Raw genomic sequence first — 26,994 nt, 5'->3', positions numbered from 1 at the left:
CAGGTAGGCGATTATAAATCTACACATTTTAACACACTGAGGCCAAAAAGAGTGCAATTATTTTGGAAACTCTGACGTTAGTAGCATTTTACGCCCTAACTTTAGGCTTATTTATAAGCTGTTCACAATCAACCCTCACATGCCTCACACATCCTACACCATTGACGGCACCCGCGCTTTTGGCAGCCCCAGCATACTGGTACAGGAGCACGACGACCTGGTGGCGCAGGTACCCTGGGGAGCCAACGGTTATACTGTCGTTCCTTTTCTGGAGGAGACAGCGCACCAAAAGTTGCTACAGGGGCTGCAACAGCTCTTTCTCGACGCGCTGGCGCAGGAGGGGATTGCCATACCCGCCGGGTTTGAACTGACACAGTACCATCACCTCATCAATGGCGACCAAACGCTGCACCTGCGGGTTATTAACCACACCAAAGCGATTGCGTACGAGCAGTTTCCGCTGCCGGCACAACTGCTCACCGACCGCATTGCAGCAGAAGTAGGCCTGCCGCTGACGACGCTGAACCCCAATACCGGGGAAAACATTTTCCACCTGCGCGTGATCCGGCCAAACCGGCCAGACCACAACCCCCTGCACCGGGATGCCTGGCTGGAAGAGTTAAAAGGAAGTATAAACCTGTATGTGCCCGTGGCAGGCAGCACAGACCAGTCGTCGTTGTTTGTGGTGCCGGGCAGCCACTACTGGCCGGAGTCCGATGTGGAGCGCACCTTAGCAGGCGCGGTAATGAACGGGGCAAAGTACAATGTGCCGGGACTGACGAATACTAGAAAGCCGCTGAAACTGGTGCGGCCGAATCCCGGTGCAAACCAGGTGCTGATCTTCTCGCCCTACCTAATCCATGGGGGCGCCACCAACCTGAACCCGGATGCGACGCGCATCTCGCTGGAGATCCGGCTCTGGCGCAAATAAGCTTACCGATTCCGGTACCGCAGCCGGTAGTATAGCTTCCGTAACGGCGATAGGTCTACTTTATACTTGTTCAGCCGCTCCATTAGTATATAGGTTGGCGGCAGCGACGGTGCTGCCTGGTGCATCAGAAGGAACAATTGTTGGGCAATAGCAAAGTTGCCTGAAAAGTAAGCATGCCGCACCTCAGCCTTCAGCCGGACCAACAAAGCGTCCTGTTCTTCGGGCGTTTGCACCAGCGCCAGGGCCTTTTGCATGATCTTTATGTTTGAGGCCAGGTGCGGATCACCTTTGGTATACCATCTCCGCGACATGGAGCTGCCGTGGATGCGCCGTTGCGTGGTCACTTTGTTCAGGTAATGGTAATTATACTTGCGGGAGGAGCGGAGCCAGAAATCAAAATCTTCATAGTATAAGTTTTCGTCATAACCGTTCAGGTAGTCAAATACCTGGCGGCGCACCAGCATGGTAGGCGAACAAATAAAGTAGCGGCGCAACACCTCGGCAAATACGCTGCCGGAAGGCGCCGGCGCAAAATTTCGGCTATGCAAGTATAAATGTGCCCCGCTATCGCTGATGTACTCAGCATCGGAATATACCACACCATAACTGCTATCAAGCTGCTGAAAAGCGGCTAATTGTTGGGCTACCCGGTCAGGCAGCAGCACATCATCGGTGGCAAAGTCGATCAGGAACTCGCCCTGGCTGGCGCGCCAGCCCATATTAAAAGCAGCGCAATTGCCCCGGTTATGCCTGGTGCTGATAAAGGTGAGTTGCGGATGCTGTGCCAGGTACTCCGCTATGATGGCCATACTGCCGTCGGTACTGCAGTCATCTACGATGATGATTTCCAGGTTCGGATATGTCTGGGCTAGCACTGAATCCAGCGCCTGGCGCAGAAAACGTGCATGATTGTAGCACAGGCAGATAATGGAAACAAGCGGCAAAGAAGGCATCGGCAGTTTACGTAAAAAACTGTTTTATACTTTGTACCACGGCCTGTTGCTCTGCTGCCGTTAGGCCCGGGAAAAGCGGCAGACTAAGGCTGGTTTGTGTCAAGGCTTCCGCCACCGGAAAATCGCCGGCTTTATAGTTCAGGAAACGGTAAGCTGGCTGCAGGTGTACCGGCACCGGGTAGTGTACAGCGGTGCCGATGCCCTGCTGTTTCAACCAGGCCTGCAGCGCATCTCTATATTTCGTACGGATGTTGAAGATATGGTACACGTGGTTGCAGCCGGGTGCCGTTACAGGAAGTATAAGATCACCCAAAGCAGCCAACTCCTGCAGGTAGATTTGTGCCAGGCGCTGCCGCTCGGCATTGAGCAGGTGCAGGTGCCGGAGCTTTACGCGTAGCACCGCTGCCTGCAACTCATCCAGTCGCGAATTGATACCGACCACCTCGCCCACATACTTCTGCGCCTGCCCGTAATTGCGGTACTTTCGCACAAAAGCAGCCGCTTCGGCATTAGCAGTCACCACAGCGCCGGCATCGCCGAGAGCACCCAGGTTTTTGGTCGGGTAAAAGCTGAAGGCGTTGCAAAAGCCAAAGGTGCCAGCCTGCTGCCCTTTATAGGTAGCGCCGTGCGCCTGGGCTGCATCTTCTATCAACGGCAGGTTATACTTGTCCGCGAGCTCCAGCAGCGGCTCCATCATGCAGGCCTGCCCGTAGAGGTGAACCGGCAGAATGGCTTTGGTTTTGGGAGTAAGCACCTTTTCCACCGAAGCAACTGTTAGGTTATAAGTATAAGCATCCGGCTCTGCCAGCACAGGAGCAGCCCCCACCTGCAGCACCGCATTTACCGTGGCCATATAGCTGTTGGAGGGCACCACCACCTCGGTTCCAGCGCGTACACCGGCCGCTTGCAGGGCCATTACCAGCGCATCATAGCCGTTCCCCACGCCTGCAACCTGCACATTTGCACCCAGAAAGGCGCCAAACTCCTGTTCAAAGGCCTGCACTTCCGGCCCAAGTATAAACTGGTTGTGCTGCACCGCCTGCACCAGCGCCTCCAGCTCCTGCGCCTGCAGGCCATCCGGAAAATCGCGGAACTGGAAAAAAGGAATGGCAGGCTGCATCTTATCTTTTCAGAGCTTGTATGGCCTGTTGAAATGCCTCGTAGGAGCGAATGTAATCTGCTTCGCTGAAATCACTGGAGGTAAGGCATAGCAGCAGCGCCCCTTCCTCAAAGTTTAGGTTGGCCCAGTGCAGCGGAGGCAGGTAAAGTCCCTGGTCGGGTGCATCAAGTATAAACGTTTGCTGCGTGCTGCCATTATCTACCGCTACCCTGATGCGCCCCTGCACGGCTACCAGCACCTGTTCTGTTGCCTTGTGGGCATGCCGCCCCCGCACCACGGCTGCTGGCGTGCCATGCGTCCAGAACACGCGCTTTACAGCAAAGGGCAGGTTGCCGGCACATTGGGTAGTCGTAACGAAGCCCTCTGCCGGAGAGCCGATGCTGTGAAAAGGAAAAGTATAAGGGCTTGCAGGCAATCGTCTGATAATTGATTTTGATACAAAATAAACACATTTTACGGGATTATAGCACTGGCTACAGCAAGCGCGCTGGCAAAGCATCCCCTTTTCACCTACATTTGCTTTAAAAGTGCCGGATTTTATACCTGCAGCTGCTTTGCTTTAAATAGCTCTTGCAACCATAATTATCTGGCCTGATGCCTTCCATGGAAGATATTTACCATACCATCGCCGCTCCCGCCGAGGGCCTGTACAAAGAGAAAGGCAGCAAATTTATTGCACTGGCTTATCCGGTATACTCCGAGGAAGAAGTGAAGGAACAGCTGGCAGAACTCCGCAAAACCTACTATGATGCCCGCCACCATTGCTACGCTTACAGCCTGGGTGCCGACAAGAGCCGCTACCGTGCCAACGACGATGGCGAGCCGAATCATTCGGCCGGCGACCCTATTCTTGGCCAGATCCGTTCTGCTGACCTGAGCAATGTGCTGGTAGTGGTGGTGCGTTACTTTGGCGGTACCAAGCTGGGTGTCAGCGGGCTGATCAACGCCTACAAAACCGCTGCAGCCGATGCCCTGGCGCAGGCCACAGTAGTGGAGAAGTATGAAACTGTGCTGCTGCAGGTACACTTCCAGTACCCGCAGATGAACGAGGTCATGAGCCTGGTGAAAGCGTACGACCTGGAGATGAAGGCTCAGGAATTTGCGCTGGACTGCCACCTGACGTTGGAAGTTCGCCGTAAGCTGCAGGAGGAAATCACCCTGAAACTGGAAGAAATGGATCATACAGCCGTATCTCTCCTAAACGCAGCACCTCTTTAAATTTAAAACTTTAACTTTCTACCCTTCTAACTTCCTAACTTCCCCGCCGCATGTCAAAACGCAGAAAACGCAGCGCCCGCAATAAAATCTTGGACCGGAAAGCCGGCGACCGTCCCGGCCTGTTGTATGTACCCGCCGAGGCCTATGCGCCGCGGTTTTTCCTGATGTCGTTTAAGGACGATTACCTGCTGGAAGAAGAACTAAGCAGCTACGCCCTGCTGCTGAAGAAAGTACGGGAGCAGCCGGATGCCCGCCACTGGATCGATATCAGGGGCTATGGCGACCTGAAGTTACTGGAGCACCTGACGCACGACTTCGGACTGCACCCGCTGCAGATGGAAGACGTCATCAACGATTACCAGCGCCCCAAAGTGGAGGAGTTTGAAGGTAACCGCCTCTTCATCATTTCGCGCATGATGCGCTGGTCTAACGACACGCACTGCCTGGACGATGCGCAGCTTTCTATCTTTACCGGCCCCAACTACGTGCTCACCCTGCAAAGCGATTATGCCGACTGCCTGGACCCGCTACGCGAACGCATCCGCGTAGGCAAAGGCCAGATCCGCAACCGGCCGACCATGTACCTGGCCTACGCCATCATCGACGTGGTGCTGGATTACTACTTTCCGGTAATGAGCGAAATAGGCAATTATACCGATGATTTGGAGCAGCATGTGCTGCTGGAGCCTTCTAAGCAAACGCTCAGCGACATTCTTAGCTTGAAGAGTGAACTGGTGAAGATGCGCCGCATTGTGTGGCCTGAGCGCGACAAGATCAACGAGCTGCTGCGTCTGGACGAGCGCTTTATTCCAGAGGACTTAAAAGCTTACTTCCGCGACGCATACGACCATGCCGTGCAGCTGATCGACCTGATCGACAACCAAAAGGAAATGACCTCGAGTTTGGTGGAGCTATACATGTCGACGGTTAGTAACCGCATGAACGAGATCATGAAAGTGCTCACCATTATCTCCAGCATCTTTATTCCGCTCAGCTTTATTGTAGGGGTGTATGGCATGAACTTCGCCCACGAGAACCCCGAAACAGGCCGCGTATACCCGCTCAACATGCCCGAATTATACCAGCCCTACGGCTACCCTATTCTAGTAGGGCTGATGGTGCTGTTGATCATACTTCAGCTATACTTCTTTTATCGCAAAGGCTGGTTCCGGAGCTTTTAATTAGGCTGCAAAAAAGACATTTACTGTTGGCCGGTGTCTGCTGGTGCGGACTTTCAGATTATACTTTATAAAATACATAAAGGCACGAGCTGCAAGCTCGCAACAGCGGAGAAGAACAGCTTAATTGTGGCATCAGCTTACGACCTTAAAGTCGATTTTGCGGAGTTCATGGCGCAGCACCGTGTAGATGGTATAGGTGTTGGTGCCTTCGTTGTAATAGATGGTAACGGGTTGGCTGTTCTCCAGCGCCCGGCCGCCGATCAGGTTGCCTTTCTCGTCGTAGAGGTAGGTTTTCTGCGGACCGGTTTCGGTGATGGCGTATACTTTTTTATCACCGCCAAAATTATAGTACTGCACTATTTTGGGGGCGGAGGTCACATACCGCTTTTCAAACACCTGCCTCAGGTCCTGGTCAAATACCGCCACTTTGCCTTGGTCCTGTCGCACAAGTATAAACGAACGCCCGTTGCTGCTTTCCGGTATCAGCTCAAACATGGCCCGCTTGCTTGGCCGCAGCAGTTGTTCGCGTTGCAGCATCTTGCCCTGCAGGTTAAACACCACCACATCGCCATACTTCGTAACCACCGTTGCTTCAGTATGGCGCAGGTCGGAGCCCGCTTTGATGATGGCTCCTGACGTAAGCGGCGATTTAATACTGAATGGGAAGCCGGGATATGTTTCCCCGTCCCGGTTTAGGGCATAAATATAGCCATTCTCCAGCAGCACCAGTATCACATCATACCCTCCTACCCGGATGTGCTGCGGCTCAGCAGCCAACCGGTAATCCATGCGGCGCGGTTGCCAGCCAGGTATAGCCGTGCCGCGCATGTCGTACAAGTACAAATTGCCCTGTGCATCGTCTACCAGCAGGCGGTAGTTGCCGTTCTTCTCATAATCGAATACCGACAGGTGCTGGATGCGCAGCGAGTCGCCCAAGTTAAACGGAAAATTCTCCAGTTCCTGCCCCTGGTTGTCGATGGCGTGGATGTGGTTGGTGGTGGCATACAGGTAGCGCAGCTTATTTTCCGGCCCAAACTCGATCTGTTTGATGTCGCTCCGGATAGAGGTGCCCACGCTGTCGGTCCAGCCCGGCTTATCGTTGGCGGTAATGTTGTGCAGCACGTTGGCGGAGTCCTGTACTACTACCTCGCGGCTGCGGTCTACGGCATTCTGAAGTGCAAAAGGGCGGGTGTCCAGCCTGCTGGCAAAAGGCATGGTCAGCTCTGTACTGAACACATCGTCGCCCGCTTTGCCCCTGTTTTGCCGCCTGAAAACAAAGCTGGTATAATACTGCGAGTCTACCTTCGAAAACTGCAGGCTGATCTGGTTAAAGCGTTTAATGAGAGAGGCGTTCTGCAGCAGGTCTTCACGATCCTCGTCCGTCACGTAGCGATTCAGTATATACCAGGCGTTTACAGTATTGAGGTATAGGCTGAAGTTAGCCTCCTGCAACGTCTCCTCCAGAAAAGCTTTCTGCGCCACCGATTTGCCCCATACATTCTCTGCCGAGATGTCGTCGAGCAGGTTACGCAAGGTGGCGATATCGGAGGCAAAGAGCAGGTAATCATCTACCTCCACCATATAGCTTTGCTCAAAACCGGAGAACAGCCGCCCGAACAGCTGCGCCGGTAACTCCGGCACATCCAGCATCCGGATAGTATAACTGCCATACTCCTCGGTATACGGTTTTGCTTTGCGGGCTGCTCCTACGCGCTGCGACAGGCTTGCCAGCAGCTTGGCGGCCTGTCTTTTGTTGCCTAGATGCGCAAAAACCACTTTCTCGGGGCTGGCCGTAATATTAAACGATTCCATATACGCCAACGCTACTTCATCGCTGATCGTGCGTGCCAGGCTATCTACAGTAGCGGCATAGGCTGAGCCTTTCTGTGCGTCTTTGGCCTGCGCCCGCAGTTGAGTAACGCCTTCCATACCAAAGTCCAGCAGTACCGCTGTGCGGCTGGGCAGATAAGCCTTTACCCCAAGTGGCTGCGGCTTTTTAGGCTTCAGGTTAGCGTGCAGCGAACCTTTCAGCCGCTCAGGTGTCGAAAAGCCGTTCAAAAAGATTTTGTTCTGCTCCAATTTTAGCTCCAGCATCCCGCTCTGGCACAGGCTCGACAAGTACTGCACCTCCGGCATCAGGTCGTGCTGCAGAAAAAGGGCGAGCAGGTCGGGCAGGTTGCGGTAATTGATGAAGACGTTGGCGTATACTTCCGGCTGGCCCAGGTAGTTGCTGCTCTTGAAATCAGCAGCAACCGAGGTGAGCGTGCCGCGGTTGATGCGCCGCACAACTTCCTCCACCAATACCGACGAGGGGCTCATGATCACGTTGTTGTGGTACGAAAAGTAAGTAAAGCTGCTGCCGTTGCGGGTATTGGTAACATCGGTGAGCTGCATGCCCTGGTAATCGCGGTTATCTTCTTTATACACGGCGCTCTGGCCGATGTGCTCCATCAGGGTACGTAAAAAGCGGTGCTCTCCTACCGAGTTAACTGGTACATAGTACACCACTTCCACGTCTGATTTGCCTACCACGTGCACCGAGGTGAGAATGCTCTTCTTATCCAGGAAGCGCTCCAGGCGCTGGGTACCGGGTGAGATGCTGTCGAGCCAGGTAATGTTTTCCTGAAAACGCTGGGCAAACGGAAGTATAGCCAGGCTGTTCCAAAGCCCTGTTTTCTTCAGGTGCTCCACCAGTTCGGCATGGTTATTGGTTTCTACTACAAAAGTGGCGCTGTCCGGCACCAGCGTCCAAAGGTCCACCTTCTCGCGCGAGTCTTTCCAGCGGCTGAAACCATAGTAGGCCAGCGAGGCAAGCACAACAAATCCGAGAAAGTATAAAAGGAAACGTTTGGGCATGGCAAGCAGGTTCAGGCTACAAAATTAACCGAAATTTTGAATTATGAGCTTTCCAATGGCAGGAGCTTCCGCAGTGCAGTACCGATCGTCCGTACCTGCGGCACAAACGACCGGCAGTAGCTGCCAGGTTGTACTTTAGCAGACCCGCAGTGCCTGTAACCGACCCTGCAGCGCCTCATAGTAACGGTCTATCGCTCCCGGGCTGGTGGCCATAAACAGGTAGGGTTCGATCAGTTCCAGTTCCATCAACACGAAACGGCCGTCCAGTTCCACGCCATCCACACGGGCATAGAGGCAGTCCGCAGCAAACGTATCGATGATGTGCTGCGCCGTAGCCAGCAGGGCTGCCGGTGGTGCGAAAGTGTGCACAGTACCACCGAAGAAATGCTGCACCCGGAAGTCGCCGGCTTTAGCAGTCTTTAGCACTGTATGGCTATACTTGCCCCCGAAGAACAGGAACGACCACTCGCCCTTTTCCGCTATTTCGGGCAGGTATGGCTGGGCCATAAAGGGTTCCTGCTGCAGCAGCGCATCTATTTCTGCCGTTCTGCTTTCCGCCTGCTGTGCCGTTAGCGCCAGCGTATTTTTGGCGCCACCACTTACCCGCGGCTTCACAATGATCTTCTCTACACCCAACTCGGCAATCACCTGCGCAGCCCTAAACGGTTCGCCCTGGTTTAGCCACACGGTGGGCACTACCTCAATGCCCTTTGCCACCAGGTCTTTGAAGTATAGCTTATCGGCATTCCAGCGGATGGTCTGCAACGGGTTCAGCACGGGCATCCCGATGGTTTCGAGGGTATCCAGCCAGGTATAAAAAGCATCAATTTTATCAAAATAATCCCAGGGCGATTTCATGATAACGGCATCAAAGCGGCTCCAGTCCACGGCCGGATCATCCCATACCTGAAAAGAAACCGGCAAGCCTTTTTCCTGCAAAAAATGAAACAGATGATCGTTCTCCTCCTCTGAAATTCCGCTATAGCTGCCGGTACTTTTATAAGTAATTAAAGCAATTTGTTGGATATGCATTTTTGTCTGATATTTGATGCGAATTTATACTTTATCCGGCGTAGTAGCCACAGCAACACCTTCTTTTTAGGCATAACTTTTAAGCAGGCAGCTCTCGTATGTAAGGTAAATTCTCTTACCTTTTGCTCACTAGCCATATGCCCTACCTGCCTTATAACAGCCCTTGTTACAGCTACAGCCCTTCGGTGCGGTTGCTGGCGCTGCTGTTATTTGTCAGTATCTTTTCGCCGGCCTGCAGCGCCGATCATAAGGAGCAAACGCAGGAGCAGGTATTGGTACAGCCCCGGCCCGAAGTCGTCCCTTCTGACACCACTGCTTTCCGGCGCAACGTGCGTACGGCCGCGTCCTTTGACCTGCTGGCAAATCCGTTTGTAGTTAGCCAGAGCCAGAGCAAAAACCTGAGTGCCTACTACGACCGCATCAACTCAGACTTTACCATCGACGCTGCTCCGATCGAGAACCTGCACCAACCCGATATTTCCGACACGCTGTTCACGATCCGTTTCGGCAACTCGGTGCTGGAGTTGTATGCCCCTACCCAAACCGGCGAACTGCTGCTGCAAGTGGCAGATGTAAACAGCAATGCGATTACCTTGCGCAACAACCTGCGGGTAGGTATGAGCCAGGCAGAACTGCTGGCCCGCCTGAAGGCTCAGAAAACACAGCCCTTGCGCATCACGCAAACTCCCACAGAAATTGTTGCTTCCAATATGGAGGGAGCGCCTACTTCGCTTCGCTTCTATCTCAAAAAGGGCAAAGTCAGCCGCATCCGCTACGAAGGCTACGTAGATTAAACAGACAGCTGGCCCAGCAGTAGATTTCTCCACATACACCGCATCACACCCAATTTCGTACCTTTGCCCTGAACCAAAGTATAACAGGCTATGCGCGTCGTAATTCAGCGGGTGACACAGGCTTCTGTGGAAATTAATAAAAAAATAAAAGGACAAATTGGCTTGGGGCTGTTGGTGCTCGCCGGCATGTGCCCTGAGGATACGGCCGAGGACCTGCAGTGGATGGCCACCAAAATTGTGCAGCTCCGCATTTTCTCTGACGCCGACGGCAAAATGAACCTGAGCGTGCAGGAGGTGCAGGGCGATATACTGGTCATCAGCCAGTTTACCCTGTTTGCCAGCACCAAAAAAGGCAATCGCCCCTCTTACATCAGCGCAGCCCCGCCACCTGTTGCTATTCCGCTTTACGAGCAGTTTATTGCCTTGCTTGCGGCCGCCTTAGGCAAGCCCGTACAAACCGGCGAGTTTGGCGCAGATATGAAAGTTTCGCTGCTGAACGACGGGCCGGTTACCATCGTGATCGACTCGAAAAATAAAGCATAGAAAACATTGCTGCCACGGCTGTTGTACGTATAAAGTATATTCTATATACTTATACTTCCATTTAACTTTAACAGTATGAAAAGCAGCCTCCTACCGGCAGCCAAGTGCTGCGTATGCTACCGGGTATATTGGTGTTTGGCGGCGTTGCTGCTTTTCAGTGCGGCTGCTATGGCCCAGACGGATTCTACGCTGGTGCAGACCACCGGGCTGCCGCGTTGTGTGGTCGAAACCAAGGACGGTTCTGTGCTGCAGGGACTGCTGCTGGAGCAGGACGCAAACAGCATCCGGATACAGACGGAGAGTTCCGGCGAGCTCACTATTCTGCGCAGCCAGATCACACGCTTTCAGGTGCTCGACGAGCATAATTTCAAGCATGGCGAATACTGGTTTGACAACCCCAATGCCACCCGCTACCTGTTTTCCCCGACCGGCTTCAGTTTGCGTAAAGGCGAGGCCTATTACCAGAACACATACCTGGTGGTCAACTCCTTCAACTATGGCGTTACCGACCGTTTTACCATTGGCGGTGGCTTTGAACTCATCTCTACCTTTACCGGCAACCCCATCGTCTTTATCACCCCCAAGTATAGCTTCCCTATCAGCGAAAAAGTACACGCGGGCGCAGGTGTGCTTTACCTGAACTCCACAGCTTTCGAAGACGACTTCAGCGGATTAGGCATCGGGTATGGCATTGTAACATACGGCAACACCAACAATAATGCCACCCTGGGCCTGGGCTACGGCTACGTGGACGGCTCCTTTTCGAGCAAACCGATCTTTACGCTCAGCGGCATGACGCGTATCAGCCGCAAAGTAGGGCTGGTGACCGAAAACTGGATTGTGCCCAACGGTAGCTACTACGGCCTCTTTTCTTATGGCCTTCGGTTTATGAGCGAGAAACTAACCGTGGACCTGGCGTTCGTAAACAACTCCGATATTGCACAGGAAATTGCGATTGGTGTGCCTTATGTAGATTTTGTGATTAAATTTGGCAAGTAACCAATTACTAAACCTATGACCATCGCGGATGCACAGGCCACTGTTGATAAATGGATAAAAGAGAATGGTGTGCGCTACTTTAACGAGCTCACCAATATGGCCATTCTCACCGAAGAGGTAGGCGAAGTGGCCCGCATCATTGCACGACAATATGGCGAACAATCGTTTAAGAAAAGCGACGAAGGCAAAATGCTGGGCGATGAACTGGCGGATGTGCTCTTTGTGCTGATTTGCCTGGCCAACCAAACCGGCATAGACTTAACCGAGGCACTGCGCCAAAACCTGGACAAGAAAACCAACCGCGACAGCCAACGGCACAAGCAGAACGAAAAACTGAAATAAGTTAAAGAGTTTAGGAGTTAGAAAGTTGATGAACAAGTATACTTCATCAACTTTCTAACTCCTAAACTCTCTAAAGTTCTAACTTCTGAACTATCAAGTTTACCAGCCGGTCGTGGCGCCACACAGGGAGCACATCGAATACATCGTGTTGCAGACAGAAAGCAATGTCTTTTTCGATGCCCAGGTTTTCGAGGCGGCGTACGTGCGAGGATTGGCGCAGGAAAGAAAGCAGATCGTCTTTGGCCTGCCGGTACAAGTATAGCGAGGCCAGCGTGGCGTCGTTTGCAAAGGTAAACGTATCCTGCAGCCGCTCTACCAGGGCACCGGCATAGAGGGTATCCTCCAGGTTAAACTGGCCTTTCCAGCCGGCACATACCACCAGTACATCCAGCTGCAGCTCGCGCAGGTAATCAGCCACCACCTGCAGGTTCAGGAAAGAGCCTACAATGATCTCTTCTGCCGCCTCTGATAAGCGGATGGCGCGTGTACCATTGGTGGTAGTAATGGCGATGGTGCGGTCTTTCACCACCTCCTGCCCGTAGCTGAAAGGAGAGTTGCCCAGGTCGAACCCATCGGCTTTGATGCCATCGCGCTCAGCAGCTGTCAGATATCCCTTGGCAGCAAAGGTGCGGCACTCCTCCAGGTCCATCACCGGAATGATATCAGCGGCGCCATTTGCAAACGCCGTGGTCATGGTAGAGGTTGCCCGTAAGATATCCACGGCCACCACAGCCTTCCCTTCCAGATCATACAAATGCAACAGCGCCGGGCTGTAACACACATCTATACTTGCCATCTTGTTTTGTTTATCGTTTATCGTTCGTCGTTGCTCGCATCAGGATAATTACTCCGGATAACGAACAACGCATAACGAATAACTATTTTTTATAGATCGGCAGCTTTACCACCTGTGCTTTCATGGCTTTGTTGCGAACGCGCACAAACAGCTCGCTGCCGGGCTTGCTATAGGCGGTGGTCACATAACCCAGGCCAATGCCTTTGCCCATCGATGGCGCCATAGTCCCGGAGGTCACCTCCCCGATCTGCTCTCCTTCTGCGTTCACAATTTCATAGTGCGCTCTCGGAATAGCTTTGTCCACCATCTCAAAACCAACCAGCTTGCGCTCTACGCCGGTCTCTTTCTGTTTTTTCAGGTTAGCAGCGTTGGTAAAGTCCTTATCAAACTTGGTGATCCAGCCCAAGCCAGCTTCCAGCGGAGAGGTGCTGTCGTTTATATCGTTGCCGTAGAGGCAGAAGCCCATTTCCAGGCGCAGCGTATCGCGGGCACCCAGGCCAATGGGCTTAATGCCAAAATCTTTGCCGGCTGCCATAATGGCGTCGAACACCGTGCGGGCATGCTCATTTTTAACGTAAATCTCGAAACCGCCAGCCCCGGTATAGCCTGTTGCCGAAACGATTACATCGGGCACGCCGGCGAAAGTTGTTTTGGCAAACGAATAGTAGGCCATACTTGCCAGGTCGATGGAAGTGAGCGACTGCAGCGCCTCGGCTGCTTTTGGCCCCTGCACCGCAAACAGTGATACCTCGTCCGAAATGTTCTCCAGCTCGGCATTCTGCGTGTTATACTTGCTGATCCAGTTCCAATCCTTGTCGATGTTGGAGGCGTTTACCACCAGCATGTATTCCTCCTCAGCCAGACGGTACACCAGCAGGTCGTCTACAATGCCGCCATCCTCATTGGGCAGGCAGGAGTACTGCACCTTGCCGTCCGTTAGCTTGGCAGCATCATTGGAGGTCACGCGCTGAATGAGGTCCAGGGCCTGTGGGCCGCGCACCATGAACTCACCCATGTGCGACACATCAAAAATACCCACCGCATTGCGCACCGTGTTGTGTTCTTCTATGTCCGATGAGTAGCGCACAGGCATGTTGTAGCCGGCAAAAGGGACCATTTTGGCGCCTAAAGCCTCGTGTATGTCATTCAGAGCAATTTTCTTCAGTTCCATGAATTCGTTTTCGTTATCCGGTAGCGGGATTGAGCGGCAAAAATAACAAAATTAAAGCCGCTTCCGAAATTTTATACCTGTCTGACGGCTGCATTCCGTAGCTTACCTTGGTTACGGCTCCAAGCGGCTTCTGCTGCACAACGTGGCACCAGCGTTACAAGTATAGCACCTGTTTAAGGCGGCTTTATCCTTTACCCGGATGGTAAGACGCACACGTTTACTTCGGTTTATACTTACAAGAGTGCTCCTGCCGCCTTATTAATTGCCAAAACAGCTGTATATTGCAGTTTCTTTGCTGTGCCGGGCGGGTACAGCCTGTGTTGTTTACGACTGTCAGACCCTTATGCTGACTCTTTGCACCTTATTATGTAGCAGGTATACTTTATCATGAAATTATCAGTAAAGCTTTTTGCCGGGTTCGTGCTTATTTCGGTTCTGTTTACAGCTGTGGCGCTGGTCAACTTTCAGCTGTCAGAAGACGTGATCGAGAACAGCCAGTGGGTATCGCGTTCGCAGAACGTGGTGCGCAACTCAGCAGCCCTGCAACGCAATATCATCGACATGGAAACAGGCTTGCGGGGCTTCCTTTTAAACGGCAACGCTACGTTTCTGCAGCCATACTTGTCGGCAAAGGAGCAGCTTCCCAGCTTGTTTAAAGAGATCAAGAAATTTACGGTGAAATCGCCGGAGCAAACGCGCAAGCTGAACAACATCATCCGGCTGCAAAGAAGGTTTCAGGAGGATCTTGCCGAACCCCTGATCCGGCTCAAGCAAAGCGACTCGCTCTCGACGAGCTCTACCCGCCAGTACTACGCCCGCCTCGACAGCATGATCATGCACGAGAAGCTGATCGTAGACTCCATCCGAACAGCTTTCCGGGAGTTCAACACCTATGAGTACCAGGTGCGGGACACCCGCCGCGAGCGCCTTAATCAAAGTATAAATACCACCCGCCGTGTATCGTCGGTGCTCACCATCCTGTCCGTTATCCTGGGTCTGAGCTGGGCATACTACATCACGCGCCTGATTACGGGCCGCATCATTAAAATGGTGACACTGGCCGAGCAGATATCTCGCGGTGACTATAAAACGCAGATCATCGATACCTCAAAAGATGAGCTGAGCCAACTATCGCATTCCCTCAACCGCATGTCAACCACCATCGATGAGACGTTCTCGGAGCTGGACCGGAAAAACAAGGAGCTCGATCAGTTTGCGTATGTAGTGTCGCATGACCTGAAAGCACCGCTACGGGGCATCGAAGTGGCATCGCGCTGGGTAGAGGAGGATATGGGCAAAGAGCTGCCCCATAATGTGCAGGAGTACCTGGTAATGATGCGGGTGCGGGTGCACCGCATGGAAAACCTGATAAACGGCATCCTGGCCCTGGCGCGGATCGGCCGCACCAACCAGGTAAAGGAAGAAGTGGATGTGAACCAGCTGCTGTCGGAGGTGGTGGACATGGTGTCGCTGCCGGCCGGCTTTACGCTGGAGGTGCAGGATAACCTGCCTGTGCTCCATACCGTACGGATACAGCTGCAACAGGTGTTTTCGAACCTGATCAGCAACGCCATTAAGTACCATGATAAGAATACCGGGTATATTACTGTGGCGCACCACGAAGCAGACCATGCCCATGTCTTTTCCGTATCTGATGATGGGCCCGGCATTGACCCGGAATACCATGAGCGCATTTTTGTGATTTTCCAGACGTTGCAGGAACGCGATGCGGTAGAGAGTACTGGTGTGGGGCTGGCCATCGTGAAAAAGATTGTGGAATGGCAGGGTGGCGCTATCTGGCTTACTTCGCAGCCGGGCCAAGGGGCTACGTTTACATTTACCTGGCCCAAAGAGGATGTAGAAAGTGTATAATTTTTAATAGATTTGATCTAAACTTCGTTTTTATATTATAGCAATGAGCGAGAATACAGTGAATATCCTTTTAGTAGAAGATGACTACCTGGATATTATGAATGTTGAGCGGGAGCTTAAAAAGATAAATATCACCTATCCGATTCATGTTAGCCGGAATGGCAAAGAGGCGCTGAACATGCTGCGCGGCGAAGGAACTGAAAAGATTACGCCGGCACCCAGCGTGATTCTGCTGGATATCAACATGCCAAAAATGAATGGGCTGGAATTTCTGGCAGAGCTGCGCCGGGAACCGGAGTTCAGCCATATTCCTGTTTTTATCATGACCACCTCAAACGAGGAAACGGACCGCTTGGCTGCACAGCGCCTGAACGTGTCCGGTTATATTGTAAAGCCGCTCACCTTCGACAGCTTCGAGAAAAGCCACTCCTCGCTCGACAGCTTTAGCCTTTTCCTGGACCTCATCAAACTGAAATAACCGCCCCACACCCTGTTTGGCGAATCTTCTATGTGTGCTGTTTTCTAGCTTATTTCCAGCGGTGCCGGCAGCAGCGTAAACGACTGCCGGTGGTGTGGCGTGGTGCCCTGCAGTGCTATGGCGTCCCGGTGAAAAACGGTGGGGTAACCGGCATTTTTCTCCCAGCCATAGCCACCGTGTAGTTCTGCCAATTGACTCATTACATCATCGCGGTAGGTCTTTGCCAGCACCGAAGCCGCTGCGATCGACAAGTACTTTCCATCTCCTTTCACAATGCAGGCGTGAGGCACTTCTTTATAAGGTTTAAACCTGTTGCCGTCGATCAGTAAATATTCGGGTTGCTGCTGCAGTGCCTCCACTGCGCGATGCATGGCCAGGTAAGTAGCCTGCAGAATGTTGATGCCATCTATTTCGGCTGGGGACGCTTCTCCGATGGCCCAAGCCACCGCGTCGCGCAACACATCGGTGCGCAGTTGTTCCCGCAGCTTTTTCGTTAGCTGTTTGGAGTCATTCAGCAGGCCGTGCTTGTAATCGGGCGGTAGTATAACCGCCGCGGCCACTACCGGCCCTGCCAGGCAGCCCCGGCCTGCCTCGTCAATACCTGCCTCCAAAGTATAACCGCTGTGGTTAGATAATAGCATCGTATAGCTTGTATATGTTTCTCAAAAGCGTTAACAAATTTTAACCCAAAGCAAGTTTACTTCTTCGTCTTTAATTTCAAAAATATCAGCAGCCTTTATACTACTCCTTATACTTGTGACGGGCACCTGGACGCTTTCAGCACCCGCTTCCAAAAAGCAAAGGTCGCTTCAGTTGGAGAGGCTTTTGAGCGAAGTATAGAAGAAAAGTTGACTTGTTATGCTGGTGCTAAACGGGCTTAATTAAATGCTGCGCTGGGTGACCTTTATCATCTTTCGGAAAGATGCGTACCTTTAACTTTGCACTTTAAGTAAACGAATGACCAGAAATATTTTTATTGCCACGGCAGAACCTTACAGCGGCAAATCCATTGTGGCGCTGGGCCTTGTAAACATGCTTTTGAGCAAAGCGCAAAAGATCGGCTACTTCAAACCGATCATCAATTTTGATCCGGAAGTTGAACAGGATGCGCATATCCGGACAGTGATCAGCCACTTCGGGCTTTCTATACCCTATGCCGACACCTTTGCCTTCACCCAGCAGGAGGCCATGCGCCAGATTGAAGCGGGCAACCAGGGAGAGGTGATCGATGTGATCATCAGCAAGTATAAAAAGCTGGAAGAAAGCTATGATTTTACAGTGATAGAGGGGAGCGACTTTCTGGGGCAGGCGGCGGCTTTCCAGTTCGACGCGAACGTGACGATTGCCAAAAACCTGGGTGCACCGGTCATTATTGTAGTTTCCGGCGAAGGCAAAACAAGTGAGCAGCTTATCAGCGCCGTGCGCACCATCAAGCGCAACTTCCAGGTGCGGGAGGTGCAGGTGGTGGCCGTGATTGCCAACAAAGTATATCCGGCGCAGCTGGAGGAGGTAAATGCTTACTTTAGAACGCAGCAGGAGGGTCAGACGATTTATGCAGCCATTCCGGAAGAGCAGAACCTCAAGAGCCCTACCATGAAGGAAGTGCTGGAGATTGTGGGAGGCAAGCTGCTCTTCGGAGAGCAACAGCTTTACAACCAGGCCGATCTCTCGATAATGGGCGCGATGCAGGTGCCCAATTTCCTTAACCACATCAAAGAAAACGTGCTGATCGTGACCCCCGGCGACAGGGCCGATATCATCCTGAGTGCGCTGCAAGCCAACCTTTCTGTCAATTACCCGAAAGTGGCCGGCATTGTGCTCACTGGTGGCTTTGAACCCGATGCACCTGTGATCCGGCTGATGGAAGGATTGCAGACCGTAGTACCGACAATTGCCGTGAACGCCGGCTCTTTTCAAACTGCCACTACCATCGGCAACATCAAATCGCGGATTACACCGGACAACCAGCGGAAGATACTGCTGGCCATTGATACCTTTAAGCGGTATGTGAATGTACAGGCGCTGGATGAAAAGATCATCACTTTTACACCCGAAGGCATCACGCCGCACATGTTTCAGTACCAGCTGGTAAAATGGGCCCGGGCCAGCAAGCAGCATATTGTGCTGCCGGAAGGAAATGACGAGCGCATTCTACGGGCGGCTGCTCGCCTGATTCACCAGGATATTGTGGACCTGACCTTGCTCGGCGACCCGCAGGAAATTACCGCATCCGTGAAACGACTGGACATAGACCTGGACCTCAGCCGCATCCGCATTATCAATCCTGTGGAATCAGACTACTACCCCGAGTATGTAGAGACGCTTTACGAATTACGAAAAAGCAAGAACGTGCAGCTCGAAATGGCCCGCGACCTGATGACGGATGTTTCCTACTTCGGCACGATGATGGTGTACAAAGGGCATGCTGACGGGATGGTGTCGGGAGCGGTGCACACTACGCTGCATACTATCCGGCCGGCTCTCCAGTTCATCAAAACCAAGCCGGGCGTTTCGGTAGTATCCTCGGTCTTTTTTATGTGCCTACCCGATCGGGTATCGGTTTTCGGAGATTGTGCCGTGAACCCGAACCCTACGGCCGAGCAGCTAGCAGAGATCGCCATTTCGTCTGCCGAGAGCAGCCAGCGGTTTGGCATTGAGCCCCGTATTGCCATGCTCTCCTACTCTTCCGGCTCGTCCGGCGAAGGAATTGATGTGGAAAAGGTGCGCACCGCCACGGAGATCGTGAAGCAGAAGCGGCCTGATTTGAAAGTAGAAGGCCCGATACAGTATGATGCTGCGGTAGACCCAATCGTTGGCAAGCAGAAGCTCCCGAACTCGGAGGTGGCCGGACGCGCGAGCGTGCTCATTTTCCCGGACCTGAATACGGGAAACAACACATACAAAGCTGTGCAGCGCGAAACAGGTGCCCTGGCTATCGGCCCAATGCTGCAGGGGCTCAACAAACCGGTAAATGATTTAAGCCGCGGCTGTACGGTAGAAGACATCTTCAATACCGTGGTCATAACCGCTATTCAAAGTCAGTCCTAACTCCATTTAAAAATCGCGAAGGCAGAGCCCCTTTTGCGACCTCCTATACTTACAGGAGCCTTAAACCAGCTTAGCTACATGAATATATTAGTTGTTAACTCCGGAAGCAGTTCTATCAAGTACCAGCTCTTTCGTATGCCCTCCGAAACGCCCGTTTGCAGCGGATTGGTAGAACGCATTGGCTTGCCCAATGCCGTGATCACCCATAAAACAGGCAGCGGCGAAGCAGAAAAAGTGATATGCCGTACCCTGGACCTACCCGACCATGAAGCTGGCCTGCTGGCCGTAACCGAACTGCTCTCTTCGCCTGAAGTAGGTGTGATTCAGGACCCGAAAGAAATAGACGTGGTAGGGCACCGGGTAGTGCATGGCGGTGAAACCTTTGCCTCCACGGCCTTCATCACGCCAGAAGTAAAGGCTGAAATCAAAAAGCTTTTTCCGCTCGCGCCGCTGCACAACCCATCTAATTACCTGGGCATTGTGGTAGCCGAGCGGATATTTACCAACGCGCGCCAGATTGCCGTGTTCGATACCGCTTTTCACCAGACCCTCCCCGAAAAAGCCTTTCGCTATGCTATTCCGAATTCCATGTATACAGAGTATGGCATCCGCGTGTATGGTTTCCATGGCACCAGCCATAAGTATGTGACGGAGCAAGCCATTCTGTATCTCCAAAAGCCGGAAGCCAAACTGATCACCATTCACCTGGGCAACGGCTGTAGTATGGCCGCCGTGGCTAACGGGCGCTCCGTGGATACCAGCATGGGCTTTGGTCCTTTGGCTGGTCTGGTAATGGGCACCCGCTCCGGCGACATCGATCCTTCCATTATTTTCCACCTGATTAATCAGTTAGGCTACAGCCCGGAACAGGTGAGCACCTTGCTGAACAAGCAAAGCGGGATGCTGGGCTTGACCGGCCACAGCGACATGCGCGACATCAGCCAGGAAATTGCGGCCGGCAACGAAACTGCTGCCCTGGCCTATGACCTGTATGCTTACCGCATCAAAAAGTATATCGGGGCCTATGCCGCCGCGCTGAACGGACTGGATGCCATCGTGTTTACAGCTGGCGTGGGCGAAAACGATGCAACCGTCCGCGCCGACGTGTGCCAGGAGATGGACTTCCTGGGTATTCAACTGGACGCGGAGAAAAACAGCCAACGTTCTAAAGAGCTGCGGGAGATCAACACGACAGATTCCCGGGTAAAGGTGCTTGTGATCCCAACCAACGAGGAACTGGAGATCGCGCAGCAATGTATGGCATTGCTTGCGTCTGCATCGTAGTTGTTGCAACAAAGTCAGCTGGTTTATACTTGCTGCACTGCCGGCAACAGTATTAAGTTCGCTACCAAAATGAGGGTTGCTCCGTGGTACTGCCGGCAAGTACACGGCAGTCATCGGGCAGGATCAACTCGCCGGGATTTACGCCCAGTTCCTCGCGCCTTACGAAAATGGTTTTTCGGGAGACAGCAGATGCTCCGAAGAAGCCAAGGACTTTTTCCTCCGGATTGTCAATGCTGGAAATGTTGCCGATGATGGTGGCGGGTGGCGGGTCCTGTATGCTGCCAACCGTGGAGATTTGCTCTCCTAGCGTGCTCCAGAAATCGAAGGCGGCCTCCGACACAGACAGTTGTTTTACCTCGAGGTAGTATTTGGTGCCAAAGGTTTGCGCCGTTACCGGTAGCTGCGTAACCAGGTGGTGTTTGATCCCGCCGCCGTTTATGAGCCGATCGTCCTGCACGTTTACATTGTTGGTGTGGTTGGTGATCCAGCAAATAGCGCAGCAATCCTTGGGCATAGGAACGCGCACCCCCCGCACCTTTTCGGAGTAATCCCAGGGCTGCGTGCTCACACGATACGTTCCCTCCCACTGCCAACGGTAAAAGTTCTTTGCCTGCACCGGGTCCTGCGCATCGGCATACACGTTTACAACATAAACCGTCTCTTCTATATTTTCAGAATTAAGCACCTGCTGTGGCTTTACTTCGGCGTACAGGCTGTCCAGTTCTGCTACGGGTAGCAGCATTTCGGGAGCTGAGGTATACGTGCGGCCTTCTTTGGTTCGGATGGTTACCGTATACGTATGGCCAACCTCTCCGCGGATGCCGTTTATACTTGTCTGGTAAATACCCGGCGATGTTTCTGTCAGTTCCTCTCGGGTGCCCTGCTCATCCGAAATCACCACAGCAGCTTCCTGTACAGCCACGCTCCGGCCTCCGGTGTAGGTAGCATACGGCTCACTCATACTTAGCTTCACGGTATAGGGTCCCGGTTCGTTTGTGATCAGGCCATCCACCACCAAGCGCTTGGCGTCACTGCCGATGTTAAGTTCCAACGGATCGATACACCCACTCACCAGCAGGAGCAGTGCCGACAGAAAAAGATACTTTAAATTCAATGTCCTCATCTGCTAGAAAGTAAAATCATATGATACAGACGGTAGCGGCACCCCTACTACTGCCAGTTGATAAGCGCGGGGCGGCGAGCCGTATACTTGCTTAAAGAAGACCGCGTACGGATTTTTACGCCCGTACAGGTTGTAAACCGACACGTTCCAGCTTCCCTGCCACTTCTGTTTTTTGTCCGGGTTAGGCAGTATCGTCATCGACACATCAAGGCGGTGATAAGCAGGAATGCGGTACTGGTTCCGCTGGCTATAATCGGGCACCACGAAACCGCCGATCACGTAGTGTGCTACCGGCGCTGTAATAGGCCGGCCGGTGCTGTAGGTAAAGTTTGCCGACCAGATCACGCGCTTCCGGGGCTGGTAGCTGCTCACCATGTTCAGAGTGTGTGGTTTGTCATAACTGGCCGGGTACCAGGCGCCACTGTTTACGGTTTCTTCCTCGCCAGCGCCTTGTATTGCTACTTCGGTGCGGGCGTAGGTATAGCTGAGCCAGCCGGTCAGGTGGCCGGCTTTCTTGTTTATACTTGCCTCTATACCGTACGCCCTGCCTTTGCCTGCCAGTAAATCAGCTTCAAGCGCCGGGTTTAAGTATAAATTGGCCCCGTTCTTATAATCTGGCAGGTTTTGGATGTGCTTATAGTAGCCTTCCACAGACGTTTCGATGGTGTTTTGCAGGAAGTTGCGGAAATAGCCGAGGCTCACCTGGTCGCCAATCTGGGGCCTGATGTAGGTATTGCTGCTCTTCCAGAGGTCTGTAGGCGACACAGTGGTGGTGTTGCTGATGAGGTGGATGTATTGCCGGTTGCGGTTATAGCCAAGCTTCACGGCACTGTGCTTACCCAGGCTATAGTTCAAGGAAAAGCGCGGCTCTATACCATGATAGGCTTTGATCATTTCTCCGGTGCTATAGTGCAGCGTGTCCGTGATCGTTCGCTCCTGCTTCGGCTCGCCTGGCTGGTACTGGTACACCTCACCTGCCCCATAGTTCCCGTAAAAAGAGTAGCGCACACCATACTGCACCGATAGCTTTGGCCAGAGCTTTACCGCATCGTTCCAGTAAATGGCGCTCTCCAGGGCATGCTCCTGCTGTAAGCGGACGGGTAGGACCTGCGAAATGCCGGAATTTGGCTCCAGTTCGCCCTGCCGGAAAGTATAAATATGGGATGAAGCGCCGAAATCGATCTGGTGCTTACCGGAAGTATAGGCGAAATCAGCTTTTATACTTTTATACAGAATGCCGTTGCTGTACCGGGAGGCATTGTTCGGCTCCTCCTGCAGCATCTCAAAATCATACTTGCTCATAATACCGGACAGGCGCAGGACCAGGTGATCGGTAAAAAGGTGCGTATAGGTCAGGTTACCTGTGGTGGTGCTCCACCCATACAGGGTATCAGCGGCAAAGCCAAAGCGGTCGCTGCTCCGGTAAGCTGAGAGGGACAGCCTGTTTCTGCTGCCGAACCGGTGGCTGAGCTTGGCAGAGATATCATAGAAGTTCGCGCTGCTGTTACGCACGGATACATCGCGTACCTGGTGCAGCAGCCAATTGGAGTATGAGCGGCGGCCAGCTATTAGGAAGGAGGTCTTGTCTTTTACAATTGGTCCTTCTACTGCCAACCTACCCGACACCAGCCCGATGCCGCCATTTACGGAGAACCGTTCGAAGCTACCCTCCCGCTGCCGCACGTCCAGCACCGACGAAATACGCCCGCCATACTGCGCCGGAATACCGCTACGGTAAAGCGTAACATCTGCTATAACACCTGGATTAAAAACCGAGAAGAAGCCGAATAAGTGGGAGCTGTTAAAGATAGGGGCTTCATCCAGCAGCACCAGGTTCTGATCTATACTTCCGCCACGCACATTAAAACCCGAAGCCGCCTCGCCGACAGAGCTGACGCCTGGCAGTAGCTTAAGGCTCTTCACCACATCCACCTCGCCCAGAAAAGCCGGTACCTTGCGGATGGTGTTTATACTTAGGCTCGTCACTCCGCTTTGCACATTGCTGATGTTGTCGTCTGCCGGCCTGCCGCCTAGCACCTCTACCTGCGACAATTGCACAGATGCTTTCGACAGCGGCAGCCGCAGGATTATGTCTTGAGAGCTGGTAAAAGTATGCGTCGCCTTTTCATACCCCAGGTATGTAACAATCAGGGTATTGTTGCCGGCAGGTACGGTGAGTGAAAAGGTGCCGTTCCGGCCTGTAACAGCGCCGTTGCCGTTGCGCTCAGCATACACTGCCGCACCAGCTATTGGCTCTCCTGTTTTCACATCTGTTATGGTGCCGCTCACTTTAATGGTTGTGCCTGCCTGCCGTGTACGAGCAAGGGTGGCCTGTGCCGCCAGCAGTAGCGGCCAGAGCAGCACTAATACCAGAAAAGCAGCACCAGGTATGGCTTGCCTCATGTATAAAATAGTATGGCGGGATGGATCGATCAGGCCGCGAAAACGTCTATACCCTTACAGCAGATTTCCTGCGGGTAAACGCACAACGATTAGGCAGCTATTAAGAAAGTATACTGCTTGGCGGGGAGCTTAAGAAAGAGGCAGGCTCTGCTGAACCTGCCTTTTCTACAAGCATGTATAAACTACTACAGGGTTTACTCAAAACCGGTGCTGCGGTGACCGTTTACATGGTAAACAGTGCCATACGAAGGATCATCATCATCAAACGACACATCCATCGAGATGCTGTCGCGTTGTATGCCGTTTACGGTAGCCGCGTTTTTAAACACCTTCCCGTTGGCAATGGTCACCTTCGATTCGTAGGCCTGGTTTTCCAGGTCTTGGCCTGAAAAAGTCAGGTCGGCCATGTTCACGTTGGCCCGCACCTTGTACTGCCAGAACGTGCCGTTGTCATCTACCCAAACCGCATCGGGTGTGTTCGCCGCCGTGTTATAGATCAGCAGCTCCAGGCCTTCTGCTAGTACCTGCTGCCCGCCAGCGCCATCATCCACACTATAGGTTACAGTCCAGTCGCCGGACACCGGATAGGTGGCGGTGTATTCGATGTCGGTTTCATCGTCGTCATCGCAGGCCGTTAAAAAGCCCAGCAGGGGCAGCATGGCCAATATATAGTATAAAGGTTTGATTTTCATATCTGTCTGCTTTACAATTTAACAAAGGTGCGTAGGGCGTCGCCGTATCCTGAGTTCAGCACCACCCAGCTGTAACTAACGCCAGGTATAACCGATCCGTCCACTGTCTCAAAGGTGCTGCCCAGCACATCCTGAGGAGGCGCGGCGATTTCGTCCACATCATAATGATAGAACCGGACGGTTGTGGAAGGGCCCGGATCGGCAACGCCCCCTACGTTGTCTGACGTGTAAAACCCCGGTTCCAGCCTGGTTACAGTGGAGATGCCGCCGGCACCTGCGTTGCGTTGATACTGTCCGCTCAGGTCTATGGCAGCCGCTTCCGGCGAGATAACACCTATTTTCCGGGTAGCTGACGCAGAAAAACCATCGCTGTTGGTGGCGGTGTAGGTGATGAGGTAAACGCCCGGCGTGCTGGTATCAACCGTGCCGCTTGTGGTTACGTCTATCTCTTTGTCCCCTTCCATAGCCACTGCACCAGAATCTGTGAACGCCTCTCCCTGTGGCACTACATTCCACTCCTCGCCATTTAGGGTTACCGTTGGATAGGTAGTTACAAAAGACACATGGGCCGTTTCATCATCCTTCTCGCAGCTGTACATGCCCAAGGAGAGAAGTGCCAGCGCCATCAGTAAGAATTTATGTTGTATTTTCATTTCTATACAAGTATAAGTGATACATTAATCCTGCACATCCCACCAAACGGGCACATCGATCTCTTTGAGTCCCGGAAAGTTCTGGTTGCGGATAGACTCGGTGTTGGGATAGAGGATACGTTTTGGTAGTTGGCTCCCCCCCAGCGTTGAAGCGGCAGATGGCTCGATAAAGTCAGGATAGCCGGTTCTGCGATACTCGGTCCACGCTTCAAACCCTTGGGTACCGCTGAAGGAGAGCCACTTCTGTGTGATGATCTGGTTTACCTGCTGCTCTACCGGTGCCCCGGCGGGGTAGGCTACTTCTGGCTTCTGCAACAGCGCTGGTACGGCCGCTTCGTCTATGCCCAGGTAGTTGAAAGATGCCCGGATGCCCTGCTCGTACAGTGCTGCCGCATCTGCTGTTCCGTTGGTCCAGCCGCGGGCAGCGGCTTCGGCCTGCAAAAAGTAGCTTTCGGCGGCCGAAATAAAGGGCACCGCGGTAGCGGGTCCTGCCACGGCAGGCCCTGGCTTGGAAAGGGCGTTTGCCAGCGTGCCTACCCGCTGCGGGGTACACTCCACCCCTTGGTCTACGCCTTCAAACCTGCCTATATTGGCTCCTGTCTCCACGGGCGCATAGAATTCGTTTATGCGCGGATCGCTGGTCGCTTTCAGGTAGCCGAGTGCCGTATTACTGGCTACCACGTCTACACCACCCCGAAACACCACCTGCGTCTGGTAAAAGGGATTGCGGTTTTGTGTTTGATCCGCAAAGGCTACGGCAGCGGTTTGGCCCATCTCCAGAAATTTGGCGCCGCTGGCATACAACTGCTCCACACCCGCCTGCGCTACATCTGGCCGTACATAGGCCTGGCGAAGGTAGATGCGCAGTTTCAAGGTGTTGGCAAAACGGCGCCACAGGTCCATGTCGCCGCCATAAACCAGGTCGCTGCTGCCGACATCGCTGTTTCCCTCATCTATTATGGCGATGGCAGAATCCAGCATGGGGATCAAGCCGTCGTAGATCTGCTCCTGGCTCTGGTACTCCGGATTCAGCTGATCAAGGCCCTCCAATGCTGTCGTAAACGGCACATCGCCCCAGGCATCCGTAATCAACTGAAAGGTATAGGCCTGCATGATTACGCCGATAGCGGTAAAATTAGGATCGCCTGTTACAGCACCCTGATCGGCTACATACTTAAAATCCTCCAGCGCGCCGGCGTAAAGTTCGCCCCACACGCGGGCGTCGTAAGAGGAGGATGTCATGGAGTACAGTTCCAGGTCGCAGTACTGGTTGGCCCCTCCGGATTGCGCCCAGTGCTGGGCAAAAAAGTTACCCAGAAACTGAAACTGGTTGCCCAGCACATACGCCAGCTCGCCTTCTGCTGCCGGCAGCGTCAGGGCTGGGGTAGCCGTAGCGGGGTTGTTGGGATCCACGTTCACATCCAGGAAGTCGTCGCAGGCAGAGATGCCCCATGAGCAGGCAAACACCACCAGGGAAAGAATATATTTATAGTTGCTTTTCATGA

General features: G+C 53.1%; 24 protein-coding genes. 11 read left to right on the top strand and 13 right to left on the bottom strand.

Annotation, left to right across the window (positions count from 1 at the left end):
• Window positions 1-139 precede the first annotated feature (139 nt).
• Entirely contained in the window at window positions 140-931 is a 792-nt protein-coding gene (locus ABDW72_RS07860; protein WP_347157982.1) for a phytanoyl-CoA dioxygenase family protein, read from the top strand.
• A 2-nt stretch (window positions 932-933) separates the two neighbouring features.
• Here the strand turns inward: ABDW72_RS07860 and ABDW72_RS07855 are convergent, their stop codons facing one another.
• The 3 genes from ABDW72_RS07855 to ABDW72_RS07845 are packed head-to-tail and all read right to left on the bottom strand — an operon-like array spanning window position 934 to window position 3,419.
• Entirely contained in the window at window positions 934-1,884 is a 951-nt protein-coding gene (locus ABDW72_RS07855) for a glycosyltransferase family 2 protein (RefSeq protein ID WP_347157981.1), read from the bottom strand.
• A gap of 7 nt (window positions 1,885-1,891) precedes the next feature.
• On the bottom strand, window positions 1,892-3,004 hold the full coding sequence (locus tag ABDW72_RS07850) for a DegT/DnrJ/EryC1/StrS family aminotransferase (RefSeq protein ID WP_347157980.1): 1,113 nt from the start codon (window positions 3,002-3,004) through the stop codon (window positions 1,892-1,894).
• 1 nt (window position 3,005) lies between these two features.
• Complete coding sequence (locus ABDW72_RS07845) at window positions 3,006-3,419, bottom strand: sugar 3,4-ketoisomerase (protein WP_347157979.1); 414 nt, start codon at window positions 3,417-3,419, stop codon at window positions 3,006-3,008.
• Window positions 3,420-3,607: 188 nt separating this feature from the next.
• Between ABDW72_RS07845 and ABDW72_RS07840 the strand changes: the two genes are divergently transcribed.
• Window positions 3,608-4,222 carry an IMPACT family protein gene (locus ABDW72_RS07840; RefSeq protein ID WP_347158060.1) on the top strand — a complete coding sequence of 205 codons (615 nt, stop codon included), beginning with the start codon at window positions 3,608-3,610 and terminating at the stop codon, window positions 4,220-4,222.
• Window positions 4,223-4,272: 50 nt separating this feature from the next.
• On the top strand, window positions 4,273-5,403 hold the full coding sequence (corA, locus tag ABDW72_RS07835) for a magnesium/cobalt transporter CorA (protein ID WP_347157978.1): 1,131 nt from the start codon (window positions 4,273-4,275) through the stop codon (window positions 5,401-5,403).
• A 132-nt stretch (window positions 5,404-5,535) separates the two neighbouring features.
• Here corA and ABDW72_RS07830 read toward each other — a convergent pair whose 3' ends face one another.
• Entirely contained in the window at window positions 5,536-8,259 is a 2,724-nt protein-coding gene (locus tag ABDW72_RS07830) for a hypothetical protein (protein ID WP_347157977.1), read from the bottom strand.
• Window positions 8,260-8,394: 135 nt separating this feature from the next.
• Window positions 8,395-9,291: an ATP-grasp domain-containing protein gene (locus ABDW72_RS07825; RefSeq protein ID WP_347157976.1), complete on the bottom strand. Its 897-nt coding sequence runs from the start codon at window positions 9,289-9,291 to the stop codon at window positions 8,395-8,397.
• Between the two features lie 137 nt (window positions 9,292-9,428).
• On the opposite strand from ABDW72_RS07825, the gene ABDW72_RS07820 reads away from it, so the two are divergent.
• The 4 genes from ABDW72_RS07820 to ABDW72_RS07805 all read left to right on the top strand — a co-directional run bounded on the left by ABDW72_RS07820 (window position 9,429) and on the right by ABDW72_RS07805 (window position 11,969).
• Window positions 9,429-10,085 (top strand): hypothetical protein, encoded by a 657-nt coding sequence (locus ABDW72_RS07820; RefSeq protein ID WP_347157975.1) that lies wholly within the window; start codon window positions 9,429-9,431, stop codon window positions 10,083-10,085.
• A 90-nt stretch (window positions 10,086-10,175) separates the two neighbouring features.
• Window positions 10,176-10,628 carry a D-aminoacyl-tRNA deacylase gene (dtd, locus tag ABDW72_RS07815; protein WP_347157974.1) on the top strand — a complete coding sequence of 151 codons (453 nt, stop codon included), beginning with the start codon at window positions 10,176-10,178 and terminating at the stop codon, window positions 10,626-10,628.
• A gap of 75 nt (window positions 10,629-10,703) precedes the next feature.
• Window positions 10,704-11,627 (top strand): hypothetical protein, encoded by a 924-nt coding sequence (locus ABDW72_RS07810; protein ID WP_347157973.1) that lies wholly within the window; start codon window positions 10,704-10,706, stop codon window positions 11,625-11,627.
• A gap of 15 nt (window positions 11,628-11,642) precedes the next feature.
• Window positions 11,643-11,969 carry a nucleotide pyrophosphohydrolase gene (locus ABDW72_RS07805; RefSeq protein ID WP_347157972.1) on the top strand — a complete coding sequence of 109 codons (327 nt, stop codon included), beginning with the start codon at window positions 11,643-11,645 and terminating at the stop codon, window positions 11,967-11,969.
• Window positions 11,970-12,039: 70 nt separating this feature from the next.
• Here ABDW72_RS07805 and ABDW72_RS07800 read toward each other — a convergent pair whose 3' ends face one another.
• Both ABDW72_RS07800 and gcvT read right to left on the bottom strand, forming a co-directional pair.
• Entirely contained in the window at window positions 12,040-12,765 is a 726-nt protein-coding gene (locus tag ABDW72_RS07800) for a 2-phosphosulfolactate phosphatase (protein WP_347157971.1), read from the bottom strand.
• Between the two features lie 82 nt (window positions 12,766-12,847).
• Window positions 12,848-13,936, bottom strand: a complete 1,089-nt coding sequence (gene gcvT / locus ABDW72_RS07795) for a glycine cleavage system aminomethyltransferase GcvT (protein ID WP_347157970.1) — start codon at window positions 13,934-13,936, stop codon at window positions 12,848-12,850.
• A 387-nt stretch (window positions 13,937-14,323) separates the two neighbouring features.
• Here gcvT and ABDW72_RS07790 point away from each other — a divergent pair, with 387 nt between their 5' ends.
• A complete protein-coding gene (locus tag ABDW72_RS07790) occupies window positions 14,324-15,808 on the top strand; it encodes an ATP-binding protein (protein WP_347157969.1) in 1,485 nt (494 codons plus the stop codon).
• A 43-nt stretch (window positions 15,809-15,851) separates the two neighbouring features.
• Window positions 15,852-16,286, top strand: a complete 435-nt coding sequence (locus ABDW72_RS07785) for a response regulator (RefSeq protein ID WP_347157968.1) — start codon at window positions 15,852-15,854, stop codon at window positions 16,284-16,286.
• Between the two features lie 44 nt (window positions 16,287-16,330).
• On the opposite strand, the gene rnhB is transcribed toward ABDW72_RS07785, so the two are convergent.
• Window positions 16,331-16,927, bottom strand: a complete 597-nt coding sequence (rnhB, locus tag ABDW72_RS07780) for a ribonuclease HII (protein ID WP_347157967.1) — start codon at window positions 16,925-16,927, stop codon at window positions 16,331-16,333.
• A 316-nt stretch (window positions 16,928-17,243) separates the two neighbouring features.
• Here rnhB and pta point away from each other — a divergent pair, with 316 nt between their 5' ends.
• Together pta and ABDW72_RS07770 are read left to right on the top strand one after the other, a co-directional pair.
• The gene (gene pta / locus ABDW72_RS07775; protein ID WP_347157966.1) at window positions 17,244-19,334 is read left to right on the top strand and encodes a phosphate acetyltransferase; all 2,091 of its coding nucleotides are present in this window, start codon (window positions 17,244-17,246) and stop codon (window positions 19,332-19,334) included.
• A 78-nt stretch (window positions 19,335-19,412) separates the two neighbouring features.
• A complete protein-coding gene (locus ABDW72_RS07770) occupies window positions 19,413-20,618 on the top strand; it encodes an acetate/propionate family kinase (protein WP_347157965.1) in 1,206 nt (401 codons plus the stop codon).
• Window positions 20,619-20,679: 61 nt separating this feature from the next.
• On the opposite strand, the gene ABDW72_RS07765 is transcribed toward ABDW72_RS07770, so the two are convergent.
• The 5 genes from ABDW72_RS07765 to ABDW72_RS07745 all read right to left on the bottom strand — a co-directional run bounded on the left by ABDW72_RS07765 (window position 20,680) and on the right by ABDW72_RS07745 (window position 26,992).
• Window positions 20,680-21,741 carry a DUF4249 domain-containing protein gene (locus ABDW72_RS07765; RefSeq protein WP_347157964.1) on the bottom strand — a complete coding sequence of 354 codons (1,062 nt, stop codon included), beginning with the start codon at window positions 21,739-21,741 and terminating at the stop codon, window positions 20,680-20,682.
• Between the two features lie 3 nt (window positions 21,742-21,744).
• Complete coding sequence (locus ABDW72_RS07760) at window positions 21,745-24,144, bottom strand: TonB-dependent receptor (protein WP_347157963.1); 2,400 nt, start codon at window positions 24,142-24,144, stop codon at window positions 21,745-21,747.
• Window positions 24,145-24,338: 194 nt separating this feature from the next.
• The gene (locus ABDW72_RS07755; protein WP_347157962.1) at window positions 24,339-24,836 is read right to left on the bottom strand and encodes a lipid-binding protein; all 498 of its coding nucleotides are present in this window, start codon (window positions 24,834-24,836) and stop codon (window positions 24,339-24,341) included.
• A gap of 11 nt (window positions 24,837-24,847) precedes the next feature.
• Window positions 24,848-25,489: a DUF5011 domain-containing protein gene (locus tag ABDW72_RS07750; RefSeq protein ID WP_347157960.1), complete on the bottom strand. Its 642-nt coding sequence runs from the start codon at window positions 25,487-25,489 to the stop codon at window positions 24,848-24,850.
• Between the two features lie 24 nt (window positions 25,490-25,513).
• Window positions 25,514-26,992, bottom strand: coding sequence for a SusD/RagB family nutrient-binding outer membrane lipoprotein (locus ABDW72_RS07745; RefSeq protein WP_347157958.1), 1,479 nt, complete (start codon window positions 26,990-26,992; stop codon window positions 25,514-25,516).
• Window positions 26,993-26,994: the final 2 nt, after the last annotated feature.

The sequence above is a fragment of the Pontibacter chitinilyticus genome (assembly GCF_039748935.1).
Lineage (GTDB): Bacteria > Bacteroidota > Bacteroidia > Cytophagales > Hymenobacteraceae > Pontibacter > Pontibacter chitinilyticus.
Note: the sequence above shows the minus strand (reverse complement) of the source record. Positions and strands in the feature narration are given on the sequence as shown.